Source organism: Streptomyces sp. NPDC054770 (assembly GCF_053611985.1).
In genome coordinates this window covers 22,287-47,725 of the sequence record NZ_JBSHBL010000010.1, presented here as the reverse complement: position 1 = coordinate 47,725, position 25,439 = coordinate 22,287, and the positions used below count along the sequence as shown (strand labels likewise).

General features: G+C 71.3%; 25 protein-coding genes and 1 pseudogene. 16 read left to right on the top strand and 10 right to left on the bottom strand.

Translation table 11 applies throughout. The annotated features are described in order from the left end of the window. The first annotated feature begins 2 nt into the window (after window positions 1–2). Window positions 3–737, top strand: coding sequence for a LuxR C-terminal-related transcriptional regulator (locus tag ACWGKQ_RS11855; RefSeq protein WP_453291748.1), 735 nt, complete (start codon window positions 3–5; stop codon window positions 735–737). An 86-nt stretch (window positions 738–823) separates the two neighbouring features. Here ACWGKQ_RS11855 and ACWGKQ_RS11850 read toward each other — a convergent pair whose 3' ends face one another. Then, the gene (locus ACWGKQ_RS11850; protein ID WP_453291747.1) at window positions 824–1,348 is read right to left on the bottom strand and encodes a helix-turn-helix domain-containing protein; all 525 of its coding nucleotides are present in this window, start codon (window positions 1,346–1,348) and stop codon (window positions 824–826) included. Between the two features lie 276 nt (window positions 1,349–1,624). On the opposite strand from ACWGKQ_RS11850, the gene ACWGKQ_RS11845 reads away from it, so the two are divergent. Both ACWGKQ_RS11845 and ACWGKQ_RS11840 read left to right on the top strand, forming a co-directional pair. Then, complete coding sequence (locus ACWGKQ_RS11845; RefSeq protein WP_453291746.1) at window positions 1,625–1,846, top strand: hypothetical protein; 222 nt, start codon at window positions 1,625–1,627, stop codon at window positions 1,844–1,846. Beyond that, complete coding sequence (locus ACWGKQ_RS11840; RefSeq protein WP_453291745.1) at window positions 1,827–3,089, top strand: beta-ketoacyl-[acyl-carrier-protein] synthase family protein; 1,263 nt, start codon at window positions 1,827–1,829, stop codon at window positions 3,087–3,089. Before ACWGKQ_RS11845 ends, ACWGKQ_RS11840 begins: the two co-directional genes overlap by 20 nt. 33 nt (window positions 3,090–3,122) lie before the next feature. Here the strand turns inward: ACWGKQ_RS11840 and ACWGKQ_RS11835 are convergent, their stop codons facing one another. The 3 genes from ACWGKQ_RS11835 to ACWGKQ_RS11825 all read right to left on the bottom strand — a co-directional run bounded on the left by ACWGKQ_RS11835 (window position 3,123) and on the right by ACWGKQ_RS11825 (window position 6,799). Continuing rightward, window positions 3,123–4,847: an alpha/beta fold hydrolase gene (locus ACWGKQ_RS11835; RefSeq protein WP_453291744.1), complete on the bottom strand. Its 1,725-nt coding sequence runs from the start codon at window positions 4,845–4,847 to the stop codon at window positions 3,123–3,125. A 172-nt stretch (window positions 4,848–5,019) separates the two neighbouring features. Further along, on the bottom strand, window positions 5,020–5,751 hold the full coding sequence (locus ACWGKQ_RS11830; protein ID WP_453291743.1) for an NADPH-dependent F420 reductase: 732 nt from the start codon (window positions 5,749–5,751) through the stop codon (window positions 5,020–5,022). A 4-nt stretch (window positions 5,752–5,755) separates the two neighbouring features. Next, window positions 5,756–6,799, bottom strand: a complete 1,044-nt coding sequence (locus tag ACWGKQ_RS11825) for an LLM class flavin-dependent oxidoreductase (RefSeq protein WP_453291742.1) — start codon at window positions 6,797–6,799, stop codon at window positions 5,756–5,758. Window positions 6,800–6,880: 81 nt separating this feature from the next. Between ACWGKQ_RS11825 and ACWGKQ_RS11820 the strand changes: the two genes are divergently transcribed. Next, entirely contained in the window at window positions 6,881–7,351 is a 471-nt protein-coding gene (locus ACWGKQ_RS11820) for a MarR family winged helix-turn-helix transcriptional regulator (RefSeq protein WP_453291741.1), read from the top strand. A gap of 7 nt (window positions 7,352–7,358) precedes the next feature. Here the strand turns inward: ACWGKQ_RS11820 and ACWGKQ_RS11815 are convergent, their stop codons facing one another. Continuing rightward, window positions 7,359–8,279 carry a LysR family transcriptional regulator gene (locus ACWGKQ_RS11815; RefSeq protein ID WP_453291740.1) on the bottom strand — a complete coding sequence of 307 codons (921 nt, stop codon included), beginning with the start codon at window positions 8,277–8,279 and terminating at the stop codon, window positions 7,359–7,361. A 137-nt stretch (window positions 8,280–8,416) separates the two neighbouring features. Between ACWGKQ_RS11815 and ACWGKQ_RS11810 the strand changes: the two genes are divergently transcribed. The 8 genes and pseudogenes from ACWGKQ_RS11810 to ACWGKQ_RS11775 all read left to right on the top strand — a co-directional run bounded on the left by ACWGKQ_RS11810 (window position 8,417) and on the right by ACWGKQ_RS11775 (window position 14,412). Next, entirely contained in the window at window positions 8,417–8,500 is an 84-nt protein-coding gene (locus ACWGKQ_RS11810) for a putative leader peptide (RefSeq protein WP_350760414.1), read from the top strand. 149 nt (window positions 8,501–8,649) lie between these two features. Beyond that, window positions 8,650–9,499 (top strand): annotated as a pseudogene (locus tag ACWGKQ_RS11805) (LLM class flavin-dependent oxidoreductase). Window positions 9,500–9,537: 38 nt separating this feature from the next. Further along, window positions 9,538–10,095 carry an NADPH-dependent FMN reductase gene (gene ssuE / locus ACWGKQ_RS11800; protein ID WP_453291739.1) on the top strand — a complete coding sequence of 186 codons (558 nt, stop codon included), beginning with the start codon at window positions 9,538–9,540 and terminating at the stop codon, window positions 10,093–10,095. A gap of 4 nt (window positions 10,096–10,099) precedes the next feature. After that, on the top strand, window positions 10,100–11,284 hold the full coding sequence (locus ACWGKQ_RS11795; RefSeq protein ID WP_453291738.1) for an SfnB family sulfur acquisition oxidoreductase: 1,185 nt from the start codon (window positions 10,100–10,102) through the stop codon (window positions 11,282–11,284). Between the two features lie 56 nt (window positions 11,285–11,340). After that, a complete protein-coding gene (locus tag ACWGKQ_RS11790) occupies window positions 11,341–12,483 on the top strand; it encodes an LLM class flavin-dependent oxidoreductase (RefSeq protein WP_453291888.1) in 1,143 nt (380 codons plus the stop codon). A gap of 180 nt (window positions 12,484–12,663) precedes the next feature. Next, entirely contained in the window at window positions 12,664–13,287 is a 624-nt protein-coding gene (locus ACWGKQ_RS11785; protein WP_453291737.1) for a DUF6230 family protein, read from the top strand. After that, window positions 13,278–13,769 carry a DUF6114 domain-containing protein gene (locus ACWGKQ_RS11780; RefSeq protein WP_453291736.1) on the top strand — a complete coding sequence of 164 codons (492 nt, stop codon included), beginning with the start codon at window positions 13,278–13,280 and terminating at the stop codon, window positions 13,767–13,769. The genes ACWGKQ_RS11785 and ACWGKQ_RS11780 overlap by 10 nt, the downstream gene beginning before the upstream one ends. Next, window positions 13,759–14,412 (top strand): hypothetical protein, encoded by a 654-nt coding sequence (locus tag ACWGKQ_RS11775; protein WP_453291735.1) that lies wholly within the window; start codon window positions 13,759–13,761, stop codon window positions 14,410–14,412. The genes ACWGKQ_RS11780 and ACWGKQ_RS11775 overlap by 11 nt, the downstream gene beginning before the upstream one ends. Before the next feature lie 7 nt (window positions 14,413–14,419). Here the strand turns inward: ACWGKQ_RS11775 and ACWGKQ_RS11770 are convergent, their stop codons facing one another. The 4 genes from ACWGKQ_RS11770 to ACWGKQ_RS11755 are packed head-to-tail and all read right to left on the bottom strand — an operon-like array spanning window position 14,420 to window position 18,607. Then, window positions 14,420–15,511, bottom strand: a complete 1,092-nt coding sequence (locus tag ACWGKQ_RS11770; RefSeq protein ID WP_453291734.1) for a mandelate racemase/muconate lactonizing enzyme family protein — start codon at window positions 15,509–15,511, stop codon at window positions 14,420–14,422. Window positions 15,512–15,540: 29 nt separating this feature from the next. Then, a complete protein-coding gene (locus tag ACWGKQ_RS11765) occupies window positions 15,541–16,716 on the bottom strand; it encodes an alpha-hydroxy-acid oxidizing protein (RefSeq protein WP_453291733.1) in 1,176 nt (391 codons plus the stop codon). Window positions 16,717–16,721: 5 nt separating this feature from the next. Further along, on the bottom strand, window positions 16,722–17,615 hold the full coding sequence (locus tag ACWGKQ_RS11760) for a 3-hydroxyacyl-CoA dehydrogenase (protein ID WP_453291732.1): 894 nt from the start codon (window positions 17,613–17,615) through the stop codon (window positions 16,722–16,724). Continuing rightward, complete coding sequence (locus tag ACWGKQ_RS11755) at window positions 17,615–18,607, bottom strand: 3-hydroxyacyl-CoA dehydrogenase NAD-binding domain-containing protein (protein WP_453291731.1); 993 nt, start codon at window positions 18,605–18,607, stop codon at window positions 17,615–17,617. Before ACWGKQ_RS11755 ends, ACWGKQ_RS11760 begins: the two co-directional genes overlap by 1 nt. A 497-nt stretch (window positions 18,608–19,104) precedes the next feature. On the opposite strand from ACWGKQ_RS11755, the gene ACWGKQ_RS11750 reads away from it, so the two are divergent. Genes ACWGKQ_RS11750 through ACWGKQ_RS11740 form a run of 3 tightly spaced genes read left to right on the top strand, consistent with a single transcriptional unit; the run spans window position 19,105 to window position 22,466 of the window. Further along, window positions 19,105–20,382, top strand: coding sequence for an acyl-CoA dehydrogenase family protein (locus tag ACWGKQ_RS11750; protein ID WP_453291730.1), 1,278 nt, complete (start codon window positions 19,105–19,107; stop codon window positions 20,380–20,382). Between the two features lie 41 nt (window positions 20,383–20,423). After that, the gene (locus ACWGKQ_RS11745; RefSeq protein ID WP_453291729.1) at window positions 20,424–21,641 is read left to right on the top strand and encodes a CaiB/BaiF CoA transferase family protein; all 1,218 of its coding nucleotides are present in this window, start codon (window positions 20,424–20,426) and stop codon (window positions 21,639–21,641) included. Window positions 21,642–21,686: 45 nt separating this feature from the next. Beyond that, the gene (locus tag ACWGKQ_RS11740) at window positions 21,687–22,466 is read left to right on the top strand and encodes a crotonase/enoyl-CoA hydratase family protein (RefSeq protein WP_453291728.1); all 780 of its coding nucleotides are present in this window, start codon (window positions 21,687–21,689) and stop codon (window positions 22,464–22,466) included. A gap of 25 nt (window positions 22,467–22,491) precedes the next feature. Here the strand turns inward: ACWGKQ_RS11740 and ACWGKQ_RS11735 are convergent, their stop codons facing one another. Then, a complete protein-coding gene (locus tag ACWGKQ_RS11735) occupies window positions 22,492–23,751 on the bottom strand; it encodes a PucR family transcriptional regulator (RefSeq protein ID WP_453291727.1) in 1,260 nt (419 codons plus the stop codon). Window positions 23,752–23,923: 172 nt separating this feature from the next. On the opposite strand from ACWGKQ_RS11735, the gene ACWGKQ_RS11730 reads away from it, so the two are divergent. Continuing rightward, a complete protein-coding gene (locus ACWGKQ_RS11730; protein WP_453291726.1) occupies window positions 23,924–25,411 on the top strand; it encodes a long-chain-fatty-acid--CoA ligase in 1,488 nt (495 codons plus the stop codon). Window positions 25,412–25,439: the final 28 nt, after the last annotated feature.

Below are 25,439 nucleotides of genomic sequence, written 5' to 3'. Positions count from 1 at the left end.
CGATGAGCTCACCGATCCGGGTCCTGCTGGTGGACGACCGGTCCATCGCCCGCACCGGAATCCGGTCCGTCCTCGACGAGGACGGCGGCATCGAGGTGGTCGGCGAGGTGTCCGACCGTGCGAGCGCGGTGGGAAAGGCTCGCGAACTCCGGCCGCATCTGCTGCTCGCCGGTGCCCTCCCGGACCCCGCCGACGCCGTCGAACTGGTCGACGAACTGTCCGCGTGCTGCGGCGCCGAAGGGCCCGGTGTCCTGCTCATGGCCCACGAGGGGGACCCGGGCGCCCGGCGCGCCCTGCGGGCCGGAGCGCACGGGGTCGTGCGCCACCGTGTCACCCCGGAGCAGTTGCTGTCCGCGATTCACGTCGTGGCGGCCGGCTACCGGATCTTCTTCGACGAGGAGGGGCCGCGGGCGGGCGGCGCCGGCCGGTTTCCCGGGGCCGCCGAATTCCCCGGTGTTCCGGCGGCGGGGGCGGCGGGATTCGAGGTGCTTACCCGGCGGGAGCGGGAGGTGTTCCGGCTGCTGGCCCACGGGCTGAGCAATACGGAGATCTCCGCGGTGCTGGTGCTGAGCGAAAACACCGTGAAATCCCATGTGCAACGGCTGCTGGAAAAACTGAACCTGCGCAACCGGGTGCACGCGGTCATCCACGCCTACCGGATGGGCCTGATGGCGCCGCCCGGCCCGGAGCCCGACCGGCACCGGACCGGCGACCACGCTCCGGGGGCGCTCCAGTGAGCCTGCGGTGCTCCGCGCGAGCCCTGTCGAGCGCACGGCGCTCAACAGGGCTCGTTTCATTGGCTGTTGTGAAGATCAGTCGCGGATCAGTCGCTGGATTCGAGGAGATATCCCCGTCCGCTGGCGGTCCTGATACGCAGTCCGAGGGCGACCACCTTGCGCCGGATTCTCATGATGTGCAGGTCCAGGGCGTTCTGGCTGTCCGTTCCGCGCCGGTCGCGGAGCAGGGCGATCAGCTCGTGCCGGGCCACGAGGGTGCCGTACCGCTCGACCAGCGGCTGGAGCAGGTTCATCTGGGTCGGTGACACGGGGACCATCCGGGTGCCGTACCGGAGCAGTCCGTCCTGGTCGAGGACGGGGATCCGGTGCGTGCCGGCTCTGGCCCGGAGCGCCGCGACCCGGGCCGCGAAGTCGGCCCTGCTGACCGGCGCCCGGATCCAGTCCTCCCGCGAGTCGCTCGGAACCGGCGGAGTCGCGCCGTTCTCCACCACGAGGAGCCGGAGGATTCCCCGGCGCCGCAACTGCTCCAGCTCCTGCACCTCGACGGGCCAGCGCAGGACGCGCACGTCCTGGATGGCTGAGAATAACTGCCCCTCACTGTATTGAGGCACGAATTGACTTCCCCTTTCGGATGGGTGGAAAAATGCGAGGTCCTGTTCGTCGAGCTCTCCCTGCGGCATTACTACCTCACTATGCAGCGTGTTCAAGCGTCGCTGCAACAGCGGAATTAGAGGGCCTGCCGCCCGACTATCTGAAGAAAATAGGACAGGTGGTGGACTGTTTATATTGCTAATGGTCCCTTGTGTGGTCTCCCGGGCCCGCCTCGATCTCGTGAAAAAGAGTGAGGCGCCGGACCGGGCCGGGCGAGTAGATTTCTCCGGGCGGATGTGCCGAAGAAAGCGGTCGATATTCGAATGCGTCGGGAAGGCATGAAAAGGGCCGAAGAAATTCTCAGCACCGGGGAATTACTGATCGCCATCATGGCGCTGGTGACGGCCGGACTCCCCCGGACGACCGGGGAGACGCCGGGGAACCTGCCGCCGGCGACGCAAGGCAAGGGACAGGAACACCGCGCGGAAGGAACCTCTCATGCTGCCCGCGACCACTGAAGCGAACCGGCCCCACGCCGGCCGGCGTACACCCCCGAGCCCCGACGTGCTGGTGACGGGCCTCGGCGCGACCACCCCGCTCGGCGGTGACGCTCCGTCCAGCTGGAGGGCGCTGCTGTCCGGCCGGTCCGGGGTGTCCCGCCTGGACACCTCCTGGGCCGAGCAGTTGCCCGTCCGTATCGCCGGAGGGATGTGCGAGGACCCCGCCTCCCGGCTGGACCGGATCCAGCGGCGGCGGCTGGACCGCAGTCAGGCGGCCGCGGTGGTGGCGGCCCGGGAGGCCTGGACGGACGCCGGCGCGCCGCAGGTCGAGCCGGAACGGCTCGCGGTGGTCGTGGGGACCGGCATCGGCGGCGGGCTCACCCTCCTCGAACAGGACGACCGGCTGGAGGAGCGCGGCCCGCGCGCCATCTCGCCGTACACGGTGCCCATGCTGATGCCCAACGGCAGTGCCGCGGCGGTCGGCCTGCTGCTGGGGGCCCGGGCGGGCACGCACGCCCCGACCAGCGCCTGCGCGTCCGGTGCGGAGGCCCTGGCGGTCGGTACGCTCCTGATCCGCTCCGGCCGTGCCGACGTGGTCGTCGCGGGCGGCACGGACGCCTGCCTGCACCCCCTGGCACTCGGCGCGTTCGCCCGGATGCGCGCCCTCTCCCTGCGCAACGACGCCCCGGACCGGGCGTCCCGGCCGTTCGACCGGGAACGCGACGGCTTCGTCATGTCCGAGGGCGCCGGCATGGTCGTACTGGAGCGCGCCGACTTCGCGCGGGCGCGCGGCGCGCACGTGCACGCGACCCTGTCGGGCGCGGGTGTCACCTCCGACGCCTACGACGTGACGCTCCCCGCCGCAGAGGGCCAGACGCGGGCCATCGGGGCGGCCCTGCGGGACGCCGGACTCACCGGGGCCGACATCGACCATGTGAACGCGCATGCCACCGGTACGCCCCTCGGCGATGCCACCGAGGCCAGGGCCGTACAGGAGGCCGTGGGACCGCATCCGGCGGTCACCGCCTGCAAGTCCGCCACCGGCCACCTCCTGGGCGCCTCCGGTGCGGTCGAGGCCGTCTTCACCGTCCTCACCCTGGAACAGGGTCTGATCCCGCCGGTCCGCAACCTGGACAGGGCGTCCGACGGGATCGAACTGGACCTGGTGTGCGGCGGCCCGCGGCGGGTGCCCGCCCGGGCGGCCCTGTCCACGTCCTTCGGATTCGGCGGACACAACGTGGTCCTCGCCTTCACGAGGTAGCGCGCGGAGGGAGCCCGTCACGGGCACCGGGGCCTAGGGGGCGGCGGCCCGGTCCCGGCAGGACGTCAGCAGGCGCGCGACAGCCGCCGGATGGGTGACCTGGGGGCAGTGCCCCGCGGCCTCGATCACCGTGACCGGTGTGTCCACGGGCTCGGCCAGGGGATCCGCCGACCCGACGACGATGTCCACGGGCAGCCGCGACTCCCGCAGCACACGGCGCAGTTCCGCACGCTGCCGATGGGCGTCGCGCACCGCGGCGACCACCCGGCGTGCGGTCCCGGCCCGCCGCAGGTCCAGCGTGAGAGCGTCGAGGCCGGGGCCCTCGGGCAGATCCAGGGAACGGGCCAGGCGGGCGGCGGAAGCCGTGCGCAGCAGCGGTACGGCGAGGGGCGAGCGCAGCAGCGCGGCGGACGGCCGCTGGAGGAAGGCCGGCGCGACCAGCACGAGTGCCGAGAGCCGGTCGGGCCGGGCCGCGGCGTAGCGCAGGGCGGGACCGCACGCCAGGGAGTGCGCCACCAGCACCGGCCGGGTCTCCACCGGCCGCAGCAGGTCGTCGAGCCACTCGTCGAGAGTGGCCTCGCTCGCTCCCGACCTGCCGAAGCCGGGCAGGTCGGCCGCGAGGGCGGGCGCGTCCAGGTGGTCCGCCGCCCCGGCCCAGGCGTCCGCGCTGAGCAGGAGCCCGTGCAACAGCACGTATCCGGGGCGCTGCCGTTCTCCCGTCACCCAGGTCCGGGTGCCCGCCACACTGTGGAAGCCGTAGGGGCGGCGGCACCGTCCGGAGCGGCCGAATCGGGTGGCGACCAGGTCGTCGGCCCACTCGCGCAGCGCCGTCCGCACGGGTGGCATGGACAGTCCGTGGGCCGCGGACAGGGCGCGGGCGGAGGCCGTGTCGTAGCGGTCGGTCGACAGGAACGAGAGGGTCTCGGGATCCGCCCGGGTGATCGCGCGGGGCAGCCTGCGCAGCACACCCACCGGGATCGAGCGGCGCGGCGGGCGCACCCCCAGGTGCTCCGCGAGCAGGCCGACCAGCGCCGGGAGTTCGGGCGTCGAGTCGTCCAGCACCCAGTAGGTGCCGTCCGTGCTCCCGGGGTCCTGCGGAAGAGCTGCCAGGAACCGGACGAAGTGGTCCAGGGGCACCACCGGGAGGAAGACGCCGGGGCCTCCGGGCAGGGCCCGCAGCCGGCCCTGCCACAGACCGGAGACCACCTCGGCCAGCCCGAGGTACTGTCCCGGCCCGATCACCGTACTGGGATTGGCGATGCTCAGCGGCACCTCCAGCTCACGGGCGCGGGCCCGGACCGCGGCGTCGCCGTCCTGCTTCGACGCCTCGTACGCACCCTGCCGGCGGTAGTCCGGCGGCCGCCCGTCCGCGGCGGCCATGCGGTAGCCGCTGATGTGGACCACCCGGCGCAGCTTCGGCAGACCCGCCGCCCACTCGACCACGTGTACGGCGCCCGTCACGTTGACCGCCCGCGCCTGCGTCTCCGTGATGCCGAACGCGAACCGGGCGGCGGTGTTGTAGACATCGCGGATCCCGGACAGCCCCTCCTCGGGCAGTCCCAGACCGGGGGCGGTGACGTCGGCCCGGAGCACCGTCAGGGCGGTACGGTCCACGCCTTGCCCGTCGAGCCACGCCGTCAGTCCGTCCCCGGAACCGCGCACGGCGGCCGCCACCCGCCCGCCCCGGCGCAGGAGTTCGGCCACCAGGGAGCGGCCGATGAAGCCCCCGGCGCCGAAGACGATCGAGTCCGAGAGCATGCTGTCTCCTTGCCCGGGCCGGAATGCCGTGTCAGCGCTCGGGAAACCGGGCCGGGGCCCCTCCCGCGGAGCGGATCCCACCGTACCGAAACACCGGGGGCGAAGCGGACGAATCAGACCCGCATCGCACGATCGGGGCGATGTGCGCAAGCCGTTGTCGTGGCAGGTGCCTTCAGGCTGCGGGTCGGGTGGGCGTCGTGGCAGTCGCCCGTGCGGCGAGCACGGTGCGTCCGCGGTCGGACTCCGGGAAGCGGTCGAGCATCGCGCGCAGCTCCTCGGCGCCGACGTACGCGCCGAAGGGCTCGGTGCCCGGCTCCAGCCGTACCCCTTCCGCGAGCGGGCCGGCCACGACCGGGTCGAAGCCGAGCGCGTCCACGAGGTGCGCGACGGTGGCGAGGCCGTCCGGATCGTCGCCGGCGATCGCGATCGCCCTGCGCCCCGGTGTGCCCGCGGGCCGCGCCCCGTCCTCGAGATCGTGGTAGCCCATGTGGTTGAACGCCTTGATCACCCGCGAATCCGGCAGGTACGCCTGCACCGTCTGGCTGGAGGAGGTCAGCGGGTCGGTGAGGTCCTCGCGGACACCGTCGACCTCCCACCAGTAGTTCATCGCGTCGACGACGAGCTTGCCCCGCAGCGCTTCGGCGGGAATGCCGCGGTACTTGCCGAGCGGCAGGGCCAGGACGACCACGTCCGCCTCCGCCGCGGCCTGGACGGCGCCGACCGCGACGGCGCCGGGGGTGAGCACCTCGACGGTGAGGGCGATCGCTGCGGGGTCGCCGGATCCGGCTATCAGCACCCGGAACCCGGCCGCCACCGCCAGCCGTGCCAGTACGGTGCCGACCTTCCCGGCGCCCAGGATCCCGACCGTACGCACGCCGGTGGCCCCCTTCTCCGTTCCGTTCACGGCGTCAGCCGGCGAGGAGGTCGCGGACCATCGGGATCACCTTGGTGCCGTACAGCTCGACGGCGCGCAGGCGGGCGCTGACCGACTGCGCCCCACCCGTGTAGATGAGATCGAACCGGCCGACGCCGAGCGCCTTGACGGCCCCGGCCACCTTGCGGGCGACCGTCTCCGGGGAGCCGATGTAAAGGGAGCCGTGCTCGATCTCGGCCTCGTACTCCTCCCTGCGGATCGGCGGCCAGCCCCGCTGCGCGCCGATGCGGTCACGGATGACCCGGTAGTACGGCCAGTGCTGCTCCCGGGCCTCCTCGTCCGTGTCGGCGACGAAGCCCGGCGAGTGCATCCCGACCGGGTGCGCGGTCGTGCCGAACTGGTCGGCGGCCCGCCGGTAGAGGTCGATGTACGGCGCGAAGCGCTCCGGATTGCCGCCGATGATGGCGATCATGAGCGGGAAGCCGTAGCGGGCGGTCCGGATGACCGACTGGGGGGTGCCGCCGACCCCGACCCAGGTGCTCAGCCGGCCCGACTCCGTCTTGGGAAAGACGTCGGCGGCTTCCAGCGGGGCCCGCTTGGTGCCGCTCCAGGTGACGGGCTTCTCCTCCAGCAGCTTGGCGAACAGCTCGATCTTCTCTTCGAACAGCACGTCGTAATCGCTCAGGTCGTACCCGAAGAGCGGGAACGACTCGGTGAAGGAGCCGCGCCCCAGGATGACCTCGGCCCTCCCTTCGGAGAGCGCGTCCACGGTGGCGAAGCGCTGGAAGACGCGGACCGGGTCGTCGGAGCTCAGCACGGTCACGCCGGAGGCCAGCCGGATGCGATGGGTGCGCGTGGCGATGCCGGCGAGGACGGTCTCCGGGGTCGAGATCGCGTACTCCGGGCGGTGGTGCTCGCCGAGGGCGATGACGTCGACGCCGGTCTCCTCCGCGAGCACGGCCTCGTCGACGACCTGCCGGACGGCCCGCGCGTGGGACACCAGGGCTCCCGAGTCGTCCTGGGGCACATCGCCGAAGGTGTCGAGACCGAAGACGAGATCGGTCGCGGGTTCGGGCATGACGGGACTCCTTGAAGTAGTTGACGCATCAATCATCGCTCGCATATGATTGACATGTCAACAAGAGGGAGTGGCGGCACGATGACAGCGCGACGGCGGGAATTCCCCACCGCTGAGGAACTGCGGATCTGGCGTGACTTCATCGAGACGACGGAAGCGCTCCGCGCCGAGCTCGCCGCCCGCCTGCAACGCGAGAGCTCCCTGTCGCCGGGCGACTACGCCGTGCTCCTCGCCCTGCGCGAGGCGGACGGGCGCCGGCTGCGGTCCTCGGAACTGGCGGCCCGCGTCGGCTGGGAGCGCAGCCGCCTCTCGCACCAGATCGGCCGCATGGAGCGGCGCGGGCTGATCCGGCGCGAGGAGTGCGCCACCGACAGCCGGGGCGCCGAGGTGGTGCTCACCCCCGAGGGCGCGGAGGCCTTCCGGAACGCGTCGCTGCCCCATCTGCGCGCCGTACGCGAACTGTTCGTGGCCCCCCTCACCCCGGACCAGCTCGCCGCGGCGGAACAGCTCGCCACGACACTGCGGAACCACCTGGCCGGGCCCGCCACCTGAGTCGGCGTCAGGGCTGCCGCGGCACCGTCCCGCCCAGTTCAGCCGCCCGGCGCACGAAGGTCTCGTACAGGTCCCGCGCCGCCTGCGGCACCGACTCGGCCCGCCGGCGCTGGAGCATCAGCACCACCTCGGTGGCGTCCCCGGCCAGCGGGCGGCAGACGATCGTCCCGCCGCGCTCCAGCGGGTCCCCGACCACGCTGAAGTCCGGCAGCACCGTGGCGCCCAGCCCCTCCGCGACCATCAGCTTGCCCATCTCGGCACCGTCCGTCGAGTACGAGAAGACCGGGGTGCGGTCCGCCAGCAGCCGGTGCACATAGCGGTGCATCACATAGCCGGTGCGCATGGCGATCAGCGGCACGGTGAGCAGCTCGTCGGCCGACACCTCGGCCCGGCCGGCGAGCGGACTGTCCGGCCGTACGCACACCACCGGCCGCCCGCGCAGCAGTTCGGTGGCCTCGAAACCGGCGGGCACGTCGTCCCCGTCGAGATGGTTCACCAGCCCCAGGTCGAGGCCGCCCTCGGCGAGGCCCCGGTGGATCTCCGTCTGCTGTGCGCCCACCACCTCGACCTGGGTGACCGGATGCGTGGCCCGGAAGTCCCGCAGCACCGGGATGAGCAGCGGCACGGTCGCCGCGTTGACCGTGCCGACGCGCACCATCCGGCTGATCCGGTGCTGCTCGCCCGCCGCGACCCGCAGCCGGTCCACCGCCTCCAGCACCTCGACGATGTGCGGCAGCAGCTCCTGCCCCGCCGCACTCATCGTCGCGCCGGTGCGCTTGCGCTCCAGCAGATCGATGCCCAGCTCCCGCTCCAGGTTCCGCACGGTCTCGCTCAACGCGGGCTGCGACAGGCGCAGTTCGTCGGCCGCCCGCCGCAGTGAGCCGAGCCGGGTCACGGCCGCTATGTATTCCAGCTGTTCGGTCCGCACCCCGGCAGAATGCGCCGCTATTCGGAGCGTGTTCAAGGGTTTCCCTGTCACACGTTCGTGAAATTCAATGGTCCGCGATGCGAGAACGGTCGGGTTTTCCTTGACGGCCCTCGGCGCGGACTGCGACCATCGACGGCATGAAGATGCGACTGGACCTCACGCGGCGACGCCACGTCGACCTCGCGCGCGTCTCCAGCGCCTCCTGTTGCGCCGCGGCCTGATCGCCCCACCAAGATCCGTCGCGCCCTCTTCCCTTCTTTTCCCGCCTGAATTCACCGTGCCTTCCGTGCGGTGCCGTGCCGTGCCGTGCCCGCACCGCGCCGGGCCCGTGAATTCCGGCGTGCCCGAAAACTCGCAACAGGAGTTCCGCATGCCCGCCGCGCCCGTGAAAGTCGCCTACTGGGTCCCCGACGTCGGCGGAGGAGTCGTCACCAGCAGGATCGAGCAACGCACCGACTGGGGATACGACTACCACCGCGAACTCGCCGTCCTCGCCGAGACCAACGGCTTCGAGTACGCGCTCAGCCAGGTCCGCTGCATGGCCGGCTACGGCGCCGAGTACCAGCACGAGTCGACCAGCTTCTGCCTCGCCCTGCTGCTCACCACCGAGCGCCTGAAGGTGATCGCCGCCGTCCACCCCGGTCTGTGGCACCCCGGCGTCCTCGAGCCCTGGCCGGAGCACGACGAACTCCCCCAGTTCTCGGCTTCGCTCGAACCGGGGGGACCCCCATCCGCCGCGCCGAGGAGTTCATCCGGGCGCTGCGCCGGATCTGGACCGAGGACCACACCGAACTCGTCGGCGACTTCTACCGGTTGCGGTACTTCTCGCTCAAGCCCAAGCCGCTCAACACCCCCGAGCGCCCGCACCCGGAGATCTTCCCGGGCGGCAACTCCACCGCCGCCCGCCAGGCCGGCCGGTCCGCCGCCGACGGCAAGGGCATGTGGCAGGACGCCTCCTTCGAGGACCTCGTCCGGTACAACGACGGCTTCCGCACCGGCCTGATCGGCACCCCGGAACAGATCGCCTGGGGGTCCACCCGGCCGAAGGCTGGGGGAGCATCGTCGCCTACAAGCAGCTCGGCGTCGACCTTTTCCTGCTCGGCTTCCTGCACTACCACGAGGAGGTCGAGTACTTCGGCAGGCGGGTGCTGCCCCTGGTCCGCGAACCGGAGGCGCGGCTCCCCGACCGGGAGTCCGAGCCCGTCCGGGCCCACGCCTGACCTTCCCTCCACTGCGAAGCCACGAAAGAGGCAGCTCCATGGCCACCGTCCTGTCCGTCTCCGGCAGTCCCTCCGCCTCGTCCCGCACCGGACGTCTGCTGCGCCACCTGGACCAGCGGCTGACCGCCCAGGGCCACCAGGTCGTCCCGCTCGACGTCCGCACCATCCCCGCCGAAGCCCTGCTCGGCGCCGACTTCCGGCACCCGGCGATCGTCGAGGCGACCGAGCTGTTCGACCGCGCCGACGGGGTCGTGATCGGCACCCCGGTCTACAAGGCGTCGTACTCCGGAGTCCTCAAGGCCCTCCTCGACCTGCTCCCGCAGTACGCGCTCACCGGCAAGACCGTGCTGCCGCTGGCCACCGGCGGCTCCGTCGCGCACGTCCTCGCCATCGACTACGCGCTGCGCCCGGTCCTCAACTCCATGGGCGCCGCCCATATCGTCCAGGGCTGGTTCACCCTCGACAAGGACATCACCGTGGGCGAGGACGGCACCCTGGCCCTCGCACCGGCCGCCGCCGAGGCGCTCGCCCCGGTCGTCGACCAGTTCTCGGCCGCGCTCCTCGGCCGCACGCCCGTCCTGGCCGCGGCGAGCTGACCCGATGACCGCCCACGTCATCGCCGACGACACCGAGGCCCTCGCCGTGGCGGCGACCCTGGCCGACGGGTTCCGCGCCGGGGCCGCCGAGCGGGACGCCGAACGCAGGCTGCCCCGGGCCGAGTTGGACCGCCTGTCGGCCTCGGGCCTGCTGAGCGTCACCGTGCCCGCCGAGCACGGCGGAGCCGACGTCGGCGCCCTGACGCTCGCGGAGATCTTCCGGCTCCTCGGCTCGGCCGACGGCAGCCTCGCCCAGATCCCGCAGAGCCACTTCGTGTACGTCAACGTGATCCGCCGTCAGGGCACCGAGGAGCAGCGGAAGTTCTTCTTCGCCGAACTGCTCGCCGGCAGCCGCTTCGGCAACGCCCAGTCCGAGGCCGGCACGAAACACGTCCAGGACATCCGCACCCGCCTGGAACGCCAGGACGACGGCACCTACCTGCTGACGGGGATCAAGCACTACTCCACCGGCGCCCTGTTCGCCGACTGGATCCCCGTCCTGGCCGGCGCCGAGGACGACAACCTGCACGTGGCGTACGTCCCCCGGGACGCGCCCGGCCTCACCGTCGTCGACGACTGGGACGGCATGGGACAGCGTACGACTGCCAGCGGAACCGTCCGGCTGGACGGCGTGACCGTCCCCGCCGACCGCGTGCTGCCCCACCACCTCACCTTCCAGGGACCCCAACTCCACGGAGCAGTAGCCCAGTTGCTGCACGCCGCCATCGACGTGGGGATCGCCGGTGGAGCGCTGGCCGAGGCCGCGGAGTTCGTCCGCACCAGGAGCCGGCCCTGGTTCGAGAGCGGGGTGGAGTCCGCCGCCGAGGACCCGTTGCTGATCCAGCGGTTCGGTGAACTCGCCGTCCAGGTGCGGGCGTCCGAGGCCCTGCTGCGGGAGGCCGCCCGCGCGGTCGACACGGCCGGCGCCGACCTCACCGACGCATCGGCCGCCGAGGCGTCCATCGCCGTGGCCGCCGCGAAGGTGCAGGCGGCCGAGACGGCCGTGACCGTCGCCGGCGCGCTCTTCGAGGTGTCCGGCACCCGCTCGGCCCTCAACTCACTCAATCTGCACCGCCATTGGCGGGACGCCCGGACCCACACCCTGCATGATCCGGCCCGCTGGAAGATCCAGCACATCGGCCGCTACGTCCTCAACGGCACCCCGCCGCCCCGCCACGGCCTGCTCTGACCGCCCCGCAGCCCGTCTCGCCCCACAAACGGCCACTCGTGATCGGAGAACGCCTCGTGTCCCTCACCTTCCACTGGTTCCTGCCCACCAACGGGGACAGCCGGCATGTCGTCGGCGGCGGCCATGGCACCCCGGCGACGGCCTCCGGACGGGACCGGCCGCCGACGGTCGCCTATCTGAGCCAGATCGCCAGGGCCGCGGAGGACCTCGGCTTCGTGGGGGCGCTCACCCCGACCGGCGCCTGGTGCGAGGACGCGTGGCTGACCACGGCGATGGTCAGCCAGCACACCGAGCGGCTGAAGTTCCTGGTCGCCTTCCGGCCGGGATTCGTCTCGCCGACGCTCGCCGCGCAGATGGCCTCCACCTTCCAGCGGCAGACCGGCGGACGGCTGCTGCTCAACGTGGTGACCGGCGGCGAGAGCCACGAACAGCGGGCCTACGGGGACTTCCTCGACAAGGACGCGCGGTATCGCCGTACCGGTGAGTTCCTGGAGGTCGTACGAGGGCTGTGGGAGGGCAAGACGGTCGATCTGGACGGGGAGCACCTCCGGGTCGAGGACGCGAAACTGGCCCGGGTGCCGGAGCCGGTGCCCGAGGTGTACTTCGGGGGGTCCTCGCCGGTCGCGGGCGAGGTCGCGGCCCGCTCCGTGGACGTGTACCTGACCTGGGGGGAGCCGCCGGCCCAGGTCGCCGAGAAGATCGCCTGGATCCGGGGGCTCGCGGCGGCCCAGGGGCGCACCCTGCGGTTCGGGATCCGGCTGCATGTCATCACCCGGGACACCTCCGAGCAGGCGTGGGCCGAGGCAGGCCGGCTGCTGGAGGGGTTCGACCCGGACACCGTGCGCTCGGTGCAGTCGGGGCTGGCCCGCAGCGAGTCCGAGGGGCAGCAGCGGATGCTGGCGCTGCACGGCGGCCGCCGGGACGCCCTGGAGATCCACCCCAACCTGTGGGCGGGCATCGGGCTGGTGCGGGGCGGCGCCGGGACCGCCCTGGTCGGCTCCCACGACGAGGTCGCCGAGCGGATCAAGGAGTACGCCGCACTGGGAATTGAGGAGTTCGTCCTTTCCGGGTATCCGCATCTGGAGGAGGCGTACTGGTTCGGCGAAGGGGTGCTGCCCCGGCTGGCCGCGGAGGGCGTGTGGCGGCACCCCGCCGGGAAGAGCGAAGCACCGTCGGCGCAGGTGCCGTTCGCCTCCTGAGGACCGGACCGGACCGGGGCGGTCGCCCGAAGAGAGCAGCAGAAGTTGCGTCACTCGTCCGGCGGGCCTGGCGTGCAGTGGGTTCGCGCAGCCGGGAGCCTAGGATCCATCACCGGACAATCGGTGCATCTGCTGCCTTGTCGGCATGGGTGGGTCCACCTCACGACCGAAGGAGACGGGATGTCGCACCGCGCGGGAAGGACCCGTTGGAGACGCTTCGCGGTCATCCTGGTGCCCGGCGTCGCCGCCTGTGCCGCCCTCGGTGTCGCCATGGCACAGGGCGTGCTCGCCGCCTCCTTCTTCATCTCCGGCCAGCAGTTCCAGGTCTCCGCCGATTCACTGACCGCCCGCGGATTCAGCCTCTACGGCATGATCGACGTGACCAGGGAGCACCGGCTCGTCCCCGTCGCGGTCTCCGGTTTCCGGCATGCGACGGTCGAGGGACTGTGCCAGTCCGTCGTCGTCGACGTCCCGGTGGTGGGCACCCAGACCCTGCGGCTCACCGGCGGTGGCGGCCGGCCGGTCGAGGCCTCGAACCTCTTCATCGACGCGACGACCGAGTCGGTCGGTGAAGCGAACTTCAACGGCCTCGACATCGGCGTCGCCCAGGGGGCCGTCACCAAGGGCCCGATCAGGTCCGGTGACCGGAACTCGCGGTTCTTCGATCCCGACGGCGTCGCCCAGCAGGCGGTGTCGACCACCCTCAACGACGTACGGGTGACCGCGCTCGCCGTCTCCGCCGGCACGTTCAACATCCCGGGCCTGCGGGTGCGGCTCCGGCAGGGCGACCACTCATGCTTCTGACCCGGGCGGCCGCTTTCGGCAAAGGACGTGAACTGCTCGTCAGGGCACCGGAGTTCTGGCAGAGGTTCGGTACCTGGCGTGGCGAACGACCCTTCTGGGCCGGGCTGTTCACCTTCGCCGCCGGTCTGCCCATCCTCTACTGGCCCTACGCGAACCTGAACCTGGGCGGCCTTCCGCTCGCCCTGTCGACCACGTCCGGCGCCGGTTCGCTGGTGATCGGAGCCCTGCTCCTGACCCTGGGCGTCGCGCTCTGCTGCCGCCCCCACCTCAGGGTGTTCGCCGGGATCGCCACCCTCCTGCTCGCCCTTGTCTCCTTCCCCGTCGCGAACTTCGGCGGCCTCTTCCTCGGCGTGGCCTCCGGTCTGGTCGGCGGCTCCCTGGCCTGTGCCTGGCTGCCGCCACCGGTCGACGAGCCGCCGACGGCGGGGGACGGCCAGACGGTTGCGGCGGTTGCGGGGGAAGAAGAGCGCAGTGGCACCTGACCTGTTCGGTGGTGTGGCCCGGCCGCTCGCGGGGGCGCTGGCCATGGCCGGCGTCGCCGTGCTCCTGCACCTCGGCGTACCGCAGGAGGCAGGCAGCGCCGACAGCGTCGGAGGCGCTTCTCATGCGCGGTTCGACGCGTCGCTCCCGGTGCGCCCCGCGAGGGGCCCCTGCGTGCTCCGTGCCGACCGGCTCGTACTCCGCGGCGCCCGGTTCCGCGGAGTGGTCTCGGTACGCACCGGGGCCGGCACCGTCCGGGCCCTGAAGTTCACGGTACGGTCGCTGGACGCCGTCAACCTCGATCTGACCGCGGGCCGGGGCCGCGCGGCGATCCGCCTCCGGGCCAGGCCGGCGACCACCTCCACGCTCAAGGGGCAGCGCGCCGGCGGGGTGGCCACCCTCTACGTCCGCAAGCTGACCGGCAGGGTCACGGGCCTCGGCGGCGGCCCCCTCCCGGCGCACCGCACCGTCACCGTCACCCCCGACTCCGTGCCCCGTTGGCTCTCGCACCCGCACCGCCCCGCCGTCACCCGCACCATCACGTTCACCGCGGCGACCGCCTCCCAGATCACCCAGTTCGGCGGCCGGCTGTCCATCAGGGGCCCGCGCCTGCGGACGACGGCACAGGGGCCGCACGGGACATGACGTGCCGTCAGAACACCTTGACGGTGAGGTTCTCGACGGCGTCCCGGTCGATGCGGTAGCCGAGGCCGGGCCGGGTCGGGGCCTCCAGGCAGCCGTCCGCGCCGATCGTCGGGATGTCGGCCATCCCCATGGCCAGCAGCGTCTCCGGGACGATGACCTCGGCGAACTCGCAGTTCGGCACGGCCAGCGCGACGTTGAGGTACATGGCGAGGTTCAGCGGCGGACCGTAGCTGTGGATCTCGTAGTTCATGGCGAACGCCTCGGCCGCGTGGGCGGACTTGAGGACGTGCGTCAGGCCGCCGGCGTACTCGCCGAGGCTGCGGACGTAGAAGCCGACACCCGACTTCAGGTACTCGCGCAGCGCCGGGAACCCGACGTAGTTCTGCTCGCCCACGGCCAGCGGGGTCCGGAGCTTGCCGCTGAGGTACGCCAGCCCGTCGAGGTCGTAGTCCGAGATCGGGTTCTCGTACCAGAAGTAGCCCAACTCGTCGAGGACGTAACCGACTTGAAGGGCATCGGGAACGTTGTACGCACACACCGGGTCGATCATGAGGTCGATGCCGGGGAACTCCGAGCGAAGTGCCCGCACGAGTTCGACGTCGCGTCTCGCCTCGCCGAAGGGGTGCACCTTGGCCGCGGTGCAGCCCCGGGCGACGGCGTCCGAGATGACCTCGACGTAGCCGTCGACGTCGGGGTACGGGACGGTGCTGGCGTAGGCGCGGATCCGGTCGCGGCACGCGCCGAGGTACTTGTACAGCGGGAGGCCGACGGCCTTGGCGTTGATGTCCCAGAGACAGATGTCCGCCGCGGCGAACACCTGCGGGTGGGTGTTGAACGGCAGGACATGTGCCAGCTCCTGCGAGATCGCGCCGACGTCGTAGCTGTCGCGGCCGACCAGCAGGTCGCGGACCATGCCGACGCCGTGCTCGACGGTCCGCTCGGGGGTGCAGTAGCTGATGTAGTCGCCCTCGACGCCGCCCTCGGTGGTGACCGAGGTGAGCACGAGCGGGGGCATCCGGTTCGCCTTGCCCTTCGCCGGGATGACGTTCTCGCCGACCTCGGTCCGCAGGGTGCGGCACTCGACCGACCTGACTCTCATGTTCCTCACCTTCCGCCTCGCTCGCCGCGTCAGTGCTGCTGCACGACCGGTTCGACGCCGGCCTCGCGGAGCTCGGCGATGTCCTTGAAGCCGCAGATCGCCAGGCAGAGGTCCAGCTCGGCGAGGAGCGCCTTGAGGAAGTGGGTCAGGCTCTCGGCGCCGCCGTAGGAGAGCGCGTACGCGTACGTCCGGCCGATGCCGACGGCCGTCGCGCCCTGCGCCAGAGCGATGACGGCGTCGGTCGCGCTGCGCACACCGCCGTCGAACATCACCGGCGTGGAGCCCGCGGCCCGCACGACACCCGGCAGCAGCTCAAGCGTCGAGATACCCGAATTCGCCTGCCGGCCGCCGTGGTTGGTGACGTACAGCACGTCGGCGCCGTTGTCGATCGCCATCCGGGCGTCGTCGGGGTGCTGGATCCCCTTGATCGCTATGGGGAGTTCGGTCTGCGACCGGATCCACCGCAGGTCCTCCCAGGACAGCGGATGCTGGAAGATCTTCGCGTAGTGCCGCAGAGCGGCCGGCTGGTCCTCCTCCGGCGGCTTGTCCAGATGCTTGAGGAAATTCTTGTCGGAGTAGTAGTTCTGCATGCAGAAGCCGCGGAACTGGGGGAAGTTGCCCCGCTCCAGGTCGGCCGGCCGGTAGCCGAGTGCCCAGGAGTCGACGGTCAGGACGAGCGCCGAGTAGCCGCTGTCCGCGGCCCGGTGGATGAGGCTGGCCGCCAGCTCCCGGTCGCCGGGCAGGTACAGCTGGTAGAAGGCGGGCGTGTCGCCGGAGTGCGGGATGACCTGCTCCATCGGGGTCTGGGAGAAGGTCGAGAGGGTGAACGGCACACCGGTGGCGGCCGACGCCTCGGCGGCGGCCACGTCCCCGTGGAAGTCCGGCGCGCACAGGCCGACCAGGCCGATGGGAGGCATGAAGATCGGCGAGTCGAGCCGCTTGCCGAACAGCGAGACGGACAGGTCGCGTTGGGGCGGGCTGACCATCATCCGCGGGATGATGCCGTAGCGCGTGAACGCCTCGATGTTGGCGCGCTGGGTGCGCCCGTCGCCGGCGGCGGCCGAGACGTACCGGTACACCCAGTCGGGGAGTGTCTGGGCCGCCTTGCGCTCGACGGACGCGGCGTCGAACGGGTACCGCGAGGTGACGCCGTGCACCGCGTCGAAGTAGACGCCGATCTGGAAGTCGCCGAAGTTTCCGGTCATGGTGGTCACCCCTCTTGCACCACGGCGTGTGCGATGCCCGTCAGGTTGCCCTGTGCGACGAGGATCTCCCGCCGGTCCGATCCGTCGAGGCCGGCGGCGTAGACGGTCCCCGCGAGGTCGGTCACGTACATGTGGTCCCGGTCCGGGTCGAGGGCGATGCCGATGCCCTCCATGAGGTGGGTCACGAGGATCTCGGACGTCCACCGGCCGTCCGGCGGGTCCAGCGGGGCCCGGTTGACGGTGTTGCCCTTGGGCGGGTCCCCGCGGTCCGTCCAGTACAACGCCCGTGCCTGGAGGTCGACTTCGAGGTCGATCGGCTCCGGCAGCCCCTCGAACAGCACCTCCACGTCGGTGCGCCCGTCCGGTGTCTGCCCGGCGGGCAGGGTGGTGCCGGCCCGCAGGATCCTGCCGCGTCCCGCGTCACTCGGACCCTTCTGGGACCAGTAGAGGTGTCCGCCGACAGGGTCGACGGCCACGCCCACGCACCACTTGGTCTCGTCCCGGCCGTCCTCCTCGCCCTCGCCGGTCCGCACGAGGGTCTCGACGTTCGAGCCGTCGAGGTCGCAGCGCATCACACGCATGCCCTCGCGGTCGCCCCAGTAGAGCTTCCGGTCGGCCGCTTCCAGGTGGATCTGCTTCGGCGTGTGGGTGGCGCCGTCGGGGACGATCGTCGTCCGGTTGCCGCCGTCCAGGTCCGCGCGCTCGATCGAGCCGTCGTTCGCCGCCGGGACGCCCATGTTCGTCCAGTAGACGTACCCGGCGTCGACGTCGACGGCGACGCCGTCGGGGATCCGGCACCCGGTGACCAGGACCGTCTTGCCGGAGCCGTCGGGGCGCACCGAGAACAGACGGCCACCGCCGCTGGCCTCCAGCACGAAGAGCCGCTCCTCGCCTCCCATCACGTCCCCTCCTTCGCGCCCGGCCCGCCCGCGGTCCCGGTCGGCGGTCCGGACAGGTCGTGCCGCGCCCGTACGGCCAGCAGGGCGGCGAGCATGGCGTCACGGCGGGCGGACAGCTCGTCGACGGAGTGGCCGTCCGCCTCCTTGAGGACACCGCTCACGATCGTGTCCCTGAGCTCGGGTGTGAACTCGGGGGTGCCCAGCTCCTCCCAGGACCCGACCATCCGCGGCATGAGGGTGTCCATGAAGTGCTGGATGCCGCCCTCGCCGCCGCCGAGGTGCCACAGCAGGTGCGGGCCCATCACGCCCCAGCGCAGCCCCGGCCCCCAGGACACCGCGTCGTCGGAGTCGGCCACGTCGAGCACACCCTCCTGGACCAGGTACACGACCTCGCGGTACAGCGCGGCCTGGATGCGGTTGGCGACGTGCCCGGGAAGCTCCTTCTTCAGGTGGATCGGCTTCTTGCCGATCGCGGCGTAGAACTCCATGGCGTCCCGGACCGTCTCCGGGGCGGTCCGCGTGCCGCCGACGACCTCCACCAGGGGGACGACGTGCGGCGGGTTGAAGGGGTGACCGATGACGGTCCGCTCCGGATGCCGGCAGTCGACCTGGATGTCACTCATCGTGATGCCAGACGAACTCGACGCGATGATCGCGTCCGGTGGTGTGGCGTCGTCGAGGTCGGCGAACAGCTTCACCTTGAGCTCCGGGCGCTCGGGGGCGTTCTCCTGGACGAAGTCGGCGTCCGCGACGGCCTGACGCATGTCCGGGGTGAAACCGAGGCGGTCGGGCGAGGCGCCGGGCGCGAGCCCGATCGCCGCGGCCGCGTCCCACGCGCCCGCCACGTACGACCGCAGGGCCGTTTCCGCGGTGGGCGCGGGATCGGTCGCCGTGACGTCGAAGCCACGGACGAGATAGTGCGTCGCCCAACTGGCACCGATGGTGCCGGTCCCGACGATCGCCACGCGGTGGACGGGCCTGTGCGATGTCATGGCTGATCACTGCTCCTGATCGTTGGCCACGGAAGGTACGTGGAGGCGCCGTGCGGCGGCCACGGGACAACCCTCGGCCCGGGGGAGTGGCGGCGCATCGGGCTGCGCGCCCAGGATTCGGGCGGCTTGTTGGTACCGCGGTACAGGACCCTTCGGCCGACGGGCGACTGCGGCGTCCGACCGCCGTGCGTACGGCCGGGTGCGGAGCCAACTGCTGGGGCTACTGACACAACACCTGTGCCGCTCGCGGTACTTGAGGGCCGGCGGCCGGGGGAACGGGCCGTTGGACCGGACCGGGCAGCCGCTGCCGCGCAGCCGATCGGCAGAACAGTACGAGGCTTGTCCGGCGGGAGAAGGCCGACGCCTCGCTGAAGAATTGGTACAAGAGCACCAAATCGGTCGGCAATGTGGTGTTCCGCGCCCAGTGGCTGTGCCTCCGCCGCCTCCTAGCGTCGAACGCAGTGACCCATCGGATCCCCGATCGGAAGGAACGGCAGATGAAGGCGACACACGGCGCGGCAGCCGATCAGGGACACGCTCTCGCGAGCCCCAACGGGAACTCGTCCGGGGTGGAGCCGCCCGTGCTGGGCGGGTCGGAGTTCTCCGACTACTTCCTTCTGGACAACCTGCTCACCGACGAACAGCGGGCCCTGAAGAAGAAGGTCCGCGAGTTCATGGACCAGGAGGTCATCCCGGTCATCAACCCGTACTGGGAGCGGGCGGAGTTCCCGTTCGAGCTGGTGCCCAAGCTGGCGCAGCTGGACATCGCGGGCTTCCAGATCTCCGGGAACGGCTGTCCGGGAATGAGCAACGTGACGGCGGGCCTGGTGATCCTCGAACTGGCCCGCGGCGACCTGAGCATCTCGACCATGATGGGGGTCCACTCGGCCCTGGCCATGATGTCGATCGCGCTGCTGGGCTCCGAGGAGCAGAAGCAGCGCTTCCTGCCCGCGATGGCGCGGATGGAGAAGCTCGGCGCCTTCGGCCTGACCGAGCCCACGCACGGCTCGGACGTGGTCAAGCTGGAGACGACCGCGCGCCGCGACGGCGACTCGTACGTCATCAACGGTCACAAGAGGTGGATCGGCAACGCGACCTTCGCCGACTACTCGATCATCTGGGCCCGGGGCGACGACGGGCACGTCGGCGGCTATGTGGTCGAGAAGGGCACGCCCGGGTTCGACGCACAGGTCATCACGGGCAAGACGGCACTGCGCTGCGTCCAGAACGCGCAGATCTCCCTCACCGACGTCCGGGTGCCGGCCGCGAACCGGCTGGCGAACGTCAACACCTTCCGGGACACCGAGAAGGTCCTGCTGGCCTCGCGTTTCTGCGTCGCCTGGGAGTCGATCGGGGCCGCGGTCGCGGGCTACGAGACGGCCCTGGCCTACGCGAAGCAGCGCAGGCAGTTCGGGATGCCGCTGGCCGCCTTCCAGCTCATCCAGTACCGGCTCTCCCGGATGCTCGCGGACATCACCGACATGCTGTGCATGCAGCACCGGCTGAGCCAGCTGCTGGACGAGGGCGAGTACTCGATGCCCCGGGTCGCGCTGGCCAAGATGCACTACACCGAACGGGCCCGGGCCATCCTCGCCGACGCCCGCGACATGCTCGGCGGCAACGGGATCCTGCTCGACTACCACGTGGCCCGGCACCTGTGCGACATCGAGGCGATCGACACCTACGAGGGCACCGACACCGTACAGGCGCTGATCGTCGGCCGGGACATCACCGGCTACAGCGCCTTCGTGCCCGCGGCGCCCAGCCACCACTGACCCGGCGCCCCGTCGAGGACCGTCGAGGACAAGGAGTCGTCATGAGCAGCACGCCCCTCCTCGAGGGACTGCACGTCGTCGATCTCGCGAGCTTCATCGCAGGGCCCGCCGCGGCCACCATCCTCGGCGACTTCGGCGCCGACGTCGTCAAGGTGGAACCCCCGGGCGTGGGCGACGCGTACCGTTCGCTCAGCCGCATGCCACCCAACCCCCGTGTCGAGGGGGTCAACTACCCCTGGCAGCTGGACAACCGCAACAAGCGCAGCATCGCACTCAACCTCAAGGCACCCGGCGCCCGGGCCGTGGTCGAACGGCTGGTGGCCTGGGCGGACGTGCTGGTGACCAACTTCCCGCCGCACACCCGGGCCAAGCTGGGCCTGGACTACGACGACCTGACCCCGCTGAACCCCCGGCTGATCTACGCCGATGTGACCGGCTTCGGCGAGGAGGGCCCGGACGCGAACCTGCCCGGCTTCGACGTGACCGCGTTCTGGGCCCGCAGCGGCCTCATGGACGTCACCCGCCAGCACGAGGCGCCCCCGGCGATCAACGCGTTCGGGTCGGGCGACCACCCGACGGCGATCACCCTGTTCGCCGGGATCATGACCGCGCTGTACCGGCGGGAGAGGACCGGCGAGGGCGCACGCGTCACCGCGTCGCTGGTCGCCGAGGGCGCCTGGGCGGCCGGCATGTGGCTGCAGGCCGTCCTGGTCGGCGGGAAGGCCCCCCGCCCGGTGGACAGGACCGACCCGCCGAACGCCCTCGCCAACGCCTACCGCACCGCGGACGACCGCTGGCTGCTGCTGGCCTTCGCCAACGAGGACAAGCAGGTCCCCCTCTTCCTCCAGGCGATCGGCCGCCCCGAGGCCGCGGAGAACCCGCGCTACGCCGACTCGCAGAGCCGCCGCGCCCACGCCGGCGAGATCGCCGGCCTGCTGGACAAGACGTTCGCGGCCCGTCCGCTGGCCGAGTGGCGTCAGGTGCTCGACGCCGCGGGCCTCACCTACGGCGTCGCCCAGACCATCGAGGAGTTCGCCCACGACCCGCAGCTGGTGGCCAACAAGATCCTGGTACCGATCGACGACGGCGGCACCGACCCGCACCTGACCGTGGACAGCCCCGTACGGCTGGACCAGGAACCCAAGGTCCGGCCGCGACCGGCCCCCGACCTGGGCGAACACACCGACTCCGTGCTCCGTGACCTCGGTTTCGACACCGCCGGGATCGAGGAACTGCACAAGGCCGAGGCCGTCGCCTGAGGCCTGGGCTGCCAGGGGGCCGCCAGGAAAGAAGGGAAACACGTCATGACCACGGCCAGGAACGCACCGACCGTACGGACCGAGGAGATCGACGGCATCTTCGTGATCACGATCGACCGGCCCAGGGCTCGCAACGCCATCGACGGGGCCACCGCGCGGGCCCTCGCCGCCGCCCTCGACCAGCTGGAGTCCCGCGACGATCTCAGGGTCGGCATCCTCACCGGGGCCGACGGAGTCTTCAGCGCGGGCATGGACCTCAAGGCCTTCGCGGCCGGCGACAGGCCGATCGTGGCCGGACGGGGCTTCGCGGGGATCACCCGCGCCCACCTCAGGACGCCGCTCATCGCCGCCGTCGAGGGCTATGCGCTGGGCGGCGGCACCGAGATGGCGCTCGCCTGCGACATGATCGTGGCCGCGCGGAACGCCACCTTCGGCCAGACCGAGGTCCGCTACGGCATCGTGCCGCCCGAGGGCGGCATGGTGCGGCTGCCCGAGCGCATCCCCCACAACATCGCGCTCGAACTGCTGCTGACCGGCGGGACCCTGCCCGCCGAGCGGGCCGAACGCTTCGGCCTGGTCAACGAGCTCACGGAGCCGGGGCAGGCGCTGCCCCGGGCCCTGGAACTGGCCCGCAGCATCGTGCTCAACGCACCCCTGGCGGTGGAGGCCGTGAAACGTGTCGTCAACGAGCGGCGGGCGTTCAGCGACGAGGACGCCTTCGCCGACCAGGACCTCATCGCCGACCCGGTGCTGGCCTCCCAGGACGCCCAGGAGGGCGCCCACGCCTTCGCGGAACGGCGCCAGCCGCACTGGCAGGGCCGCTGACAGGGAGAGCGTGCCGTGCGTTGTGTCAGGTGTCCGTGCGCAGCAGCGTGGAGCCGAGGTACCGGACGGCGCGCAGCGCGATCTCCAGATCGGTGTGCTCCTTCTGGATGGGGTGCCCCATGATTTCCTCGGCCTTGCGGATGCGGTACTGCACGGTGTTCTTGTGCAGGATCTGGGCGCTCGCCGTGGCCGTGTAGCTGCAGCTGTTGTCCAGGAATATCTGCGCGGTCTCGCGCAGGCGGGCGCTGTTCTCGTCATCGAGGGCCAGCGGACCGAGGACGTCCCACACCCAGGCGCGTATGTCGTCGATGTTGGTGGCCATCAGGGCGATGGGGGCCACCGTGGAGAAGTGCGTGAACCGGGGCACCGGATCGGCCATGGCCGCGAGTTCCTGTACGCGCAGTGCCTGCCGGTGGGTGGCCCGGAATCCCTCGACGTCGTATCCGACGCCCCCGGCACACACGCGGACGGATGGATCGCCGCGCTCCAGCACGCCCGAGACCTCGTGCCAGGGCACGTCGTTCCTCGGGCCCAGCGGCAGCCAGGCCCAGGACACGATCGCGTCCCGGGGGACGAACAACGGCCGTGCCGGGCAGCCCAGTCGCTGGGCGATCTCGTCGGTGGTCCGGTGCAGCCGGGAGAGCCCCTCGCCCCCGTCGGTCGGCGTGGGCAGCCACGCCACCAGCCCGAGATGATGCTGCCGGAGCCGGTAACCGAGGGTCGGTTCGATCCAGTTGAGGTCGACGTCGCTCGCGGCCAGGATGTCGCGCACCCGGGCGGCGCGCGCCGCGGTCTGGCTGAGCAGCCAGTTGTCGCGTTCGTGCTGGTACTCCGCGATGACGTGCTCGGTGATCCGGTCGATGTAGCCGAAGCTCGTGTGCAGCATCCGCCGGTTGGTCGCGACCGCCAGGTCCTCGGCGGCGTTCTGCCGGTTGAGTTCGTCCAGACACCACTGGAGAAAGCGCCAGTGACCGATCCGGTAGGCCCGGATCAACGCGCTCAGGGAAATGCCCCGCTGGGCCAGTCTCCGCGCGTATTCGAGGGCGGCCGCGGGCCCTTCGACCTTTTCCAGGGGAATGTCGTTCTCGAAGACGTGCAGCAGTGTGCCGACGTTTTCCGAGATGCTCGCCCGCAGGATCTTGACGATGGTCGCGTCGCCCCTGAGCTCGGGTATCTCGGCAAGAACGTAGTCTCCGATGTCGCGGCCGACCTCCGGAAGACGTGACCCTACGTTCTCCGCGACCACGGACAGTTGTTTGACGGCTTCTGGGTGCTCCGCAGCCATGCCTCAAAGCTAACCGCAGAATGGTCCGACGGCACCAATTCGGGCCCCGGGGTCGTATCGCGAGCCCAGTGATTTCCCTGTGTTCCGGGCCTAGTCTCTGATCGTTCGAGCCCCTGCGAAGTGCTTGCGAAGTGCTGGAGAAGCGCTGGAGAGTGCTTGAGAAGGACGCGCCATGAACCTCGCCCACCACGTGCCCGACAGCGCCCGGGCACACCCGGACCGCCCCGCGCTCCGCCTCGAAGACACCACCGTCTCCTACCGCGCGCTCGACCGGGGCAGCGCCCGCATGGCCGGCCTGCTCCGCGAGCACGGTGTGAAGCCCGGCGACCGGGTCGCGGTCATGCTGCCCAACGTTCCCGAGTTCGCCGTCGTCTACTACGGCGTACTCCGGGCCGGTGGCACCGTCGTCCCGATGAACCCCCTGCTCAAGTCCCGCGAGATCGCCTACTACCTGGGCGACTCGGGGGCCCGGCTGCTGTTCGCCTGGCACGACTTCGCCGAGGAGGCACACGGCGGTGCGCGGCAGGCGGACGCGGCGGCGATCGCCGTCCGCCCCGGCGCCCTCGACGGCCTGCTGGAATCCGCCCCGCCCCTCGACGACCTGACCGACCGTCACGACGACGACACCGCGGTCATTCTCTACACCTCGGGGACGACCGGCCGGCCCAAGGGCGCCGAACTGACCCACGCCAACCTCGCCCGCAACTGCGACATGGTGGCCGGCGAGCTGTTCCGGCTCACCCCCGACGACGTGATCTTCGGCGGGCTGCCCCTGTTCCACGCCTTCGGGCAGACCTGCACCCTCAACGCCGCCGTGGCCTCCGGCGCCTGCCTCACCCTGCTGCCGCGCTTCGACGCGGAACAGGCCCTCGCGATCCTCGACGCACACCGGGTGACGGTCTTCGCCGGGGTGCCGACGGTGTACAGCAGGCTGGTGCGGCAGCCCGGCAGGGAGCGCCACGACGTCTCCCGGCTGCGCGTGTGCCTCGCCGGCGGCGCCGAGCTGCCCGTCCAGGTGCTGTACGACTTCCAGGCCGCGTTCGACTGCGTGGTGCTCGAAGGCTACGGACTGTCGGAGACCTCGCCCGTCGTCTCGGTCAACACCCTGCGGGCCGGACCCAGGCCCGGCTCGGTCGGCACCCCGATCCCGGGTGTCCGGGTGCGGGTGGTCGAGCACGGCACGGAAGTACCGCGCGGGGAGACCGGCGAGATCGCGGTGCACGGGCACAACGTGATGAAGCGGTACTGGCGGCGGCCCGAGGAGACCGCCGCGACGATCCGGGACGGCTGGCTGTACACCGGTGACCTCGGCCGGGTGGACCGGGACGGGTACCTCTGGATCGTCGGCCGGAAGAAGGACGTGATCATCCGGGGCGGGTACAACGTGTACCCCCGCGAGGTGGAGGACGTGCTGTACGAGCACCCCGCGGTCGCCGACGCCGCGGTCGTCGGCCTGCCCGACCCCGACCTCGGCGAGGAGGTCGGGGCGGCGGTCGTTCTCGTGCCGGGAGCCCGTACGACGGCCGGGGAACTGCGTGCCTACGTCAAGGGGCAGGTCGCCGCCTACAAGTACCCGCGGAAGGTGTGGATCGCGGACGCCCTGCCCAAGGGGCCCACCGGCAAGATCCTCAAGAAGGAGATCGTGCCGCCCGCAGGGTGAGGAGACGGCGTCGCGTGAAGGCTCAAGT

Excerpts from the sequence above, each read along its gene's own strand:
- ACWGKQ_RS11740 (WP_453291728.1), top strand. The coding sequence starts at position 21,687 with ATGACCACGGCCAGGAACGCACCGACCGTACGGACCGAGGAGATCGAC.
- ACWGKQ_RS11810 (WP_350760414.1), top strand. The coding sequence starts at position 8,417 with ATGAAGATGCGACTGGACCTCACGCGGCGACGCCACGTCGACCTCGCG.
- ACWGKQ_RS11770 (WP_453291734.1), bottom strand. The coding sequence starts at position 15,511 with ATGAGAGTCAGGTCGGTCGAGTGCCGCACCCTGCGGACCGAGGTCGGC.
- ACWGKQ_RS11840 (WP_453291745.1), top strand. The coding sequence starts at position 1,827 with ATGCTGCCCGCGACCACTGAAGCGAACCGGCCCCACGCCGGCCGGCGT.
- ssuE (WP_453291739.1), top strand. The coding sequence starts at position 9,538 with ATGGCCACCGTCCTGTCCGTCTCCGGCAGTCCCTCCGCCTCGTCCCGC.
- ACWGKQ_RS11750 (WP_453291730.1), top strand. The coding sequence starts at position 19,105 with ATGAAGGCGACACACGGCGCGGCAGCCGATCAGGGACACGCTCTCGCG.
- ACWGKQ_RS11835 (WP_453291744.1), bottom strand. The coding sequence starts at position 4,847 with ATGCTCTCGGACTCGATCGTCTTCGGCGCCGGGGGCTTCATCGGCCGC.
- ACWGKQ_RS11760 (WP_453291732.1), bottom strand. The coding sequence starts at position 17,615 with ATGGGAGGCGAGGAGCGGCTCTTCGTGCTGGAGGCCAGCGGCGGTGGC.
- ACWGKQ_RS11730 (WP_453291726.1), top strand. The coding sequence starts at position 23,924 with ATGAACCTCGCCCACCACGTGCCCGACAGCGCCCGGGCACACCCGGAC.
- ACWGKQ_RS11755 (WP_453291731.1), bottom strand. The coding sequence starts at position 18,607 with ATGACATCGCACAGGCCCGTCCACCGCGTGGCGATCGTCGGGACCGGC.
- ACWGKQ_RS11785 (WP_453291737.1), top strand. The coding sequence starts at position 12,664 with ATGTCGCACCGCGCGGGAAGGACCCGTTGGAGACGCTTCGCGGTCATC.
- ACWGKQ_RS11735 (WP_453291727.1), bottom strand. The coding sequence starts at position 23,751 with ATGGCTGCGGAGCACCCAGAAGCCGTCAAACAACTGTCCGTGGTCGCG.
- ACWGKQ_RS11780 (WP_453291736.1), top strand. The coding sequence starts at position 13,278 with ATGCTTCTGACCCGGGCGGCCGCTTTCGGCAAAGGACGTGAACTGCTC.
- ACWGKQ_RS11820 (WP_453291741.1), top strand. The coding sequence starts at position 6,881 with ATGACAGCGCGACGGCGGGAATTCCCCACCGCTGAGGAACTGCGGATC.
- ACWGKQ_RS11795 (WP_453291738.1), top strand. The coding sequence starts at position 10,100 with ATGACCGCCCACGTCATCGCCGACGACACCGAGGCCCTCGCCGTGGCG.
- ACWGKQ_RS11825 (WP_453291742.1), bottom strand. The coding sequence starts at position 6,799 with ATGCCCGAACCCGCGACCGATCTCGTCTTCGGTCTCGACACCTTCGGC.
- ACWGKQ_RS11855 (WP_453291748.1), top strand. The coding sequence starts at position 3 with ATGAGCTCACCGATCCGGGTCCTGCTGGTGGACGACCGGTCCATCGCC.
- ACWGKQ_RS11765 (WP_453291733.1), bottom strand. The coding sequence starts at position 16,716 with ATGACCGGAAACTTCGGCGACTTCCAGATCGGCGTCTACTTCGACGCG.
- ACWGKQ_RS11745 (WP_453291729.1), top strand. The coding sequence starts at position 20,424 with ATGAGCAGCACGCCCCTCCTCGAGGGACTGCACGTCGTCGATCTCGCG.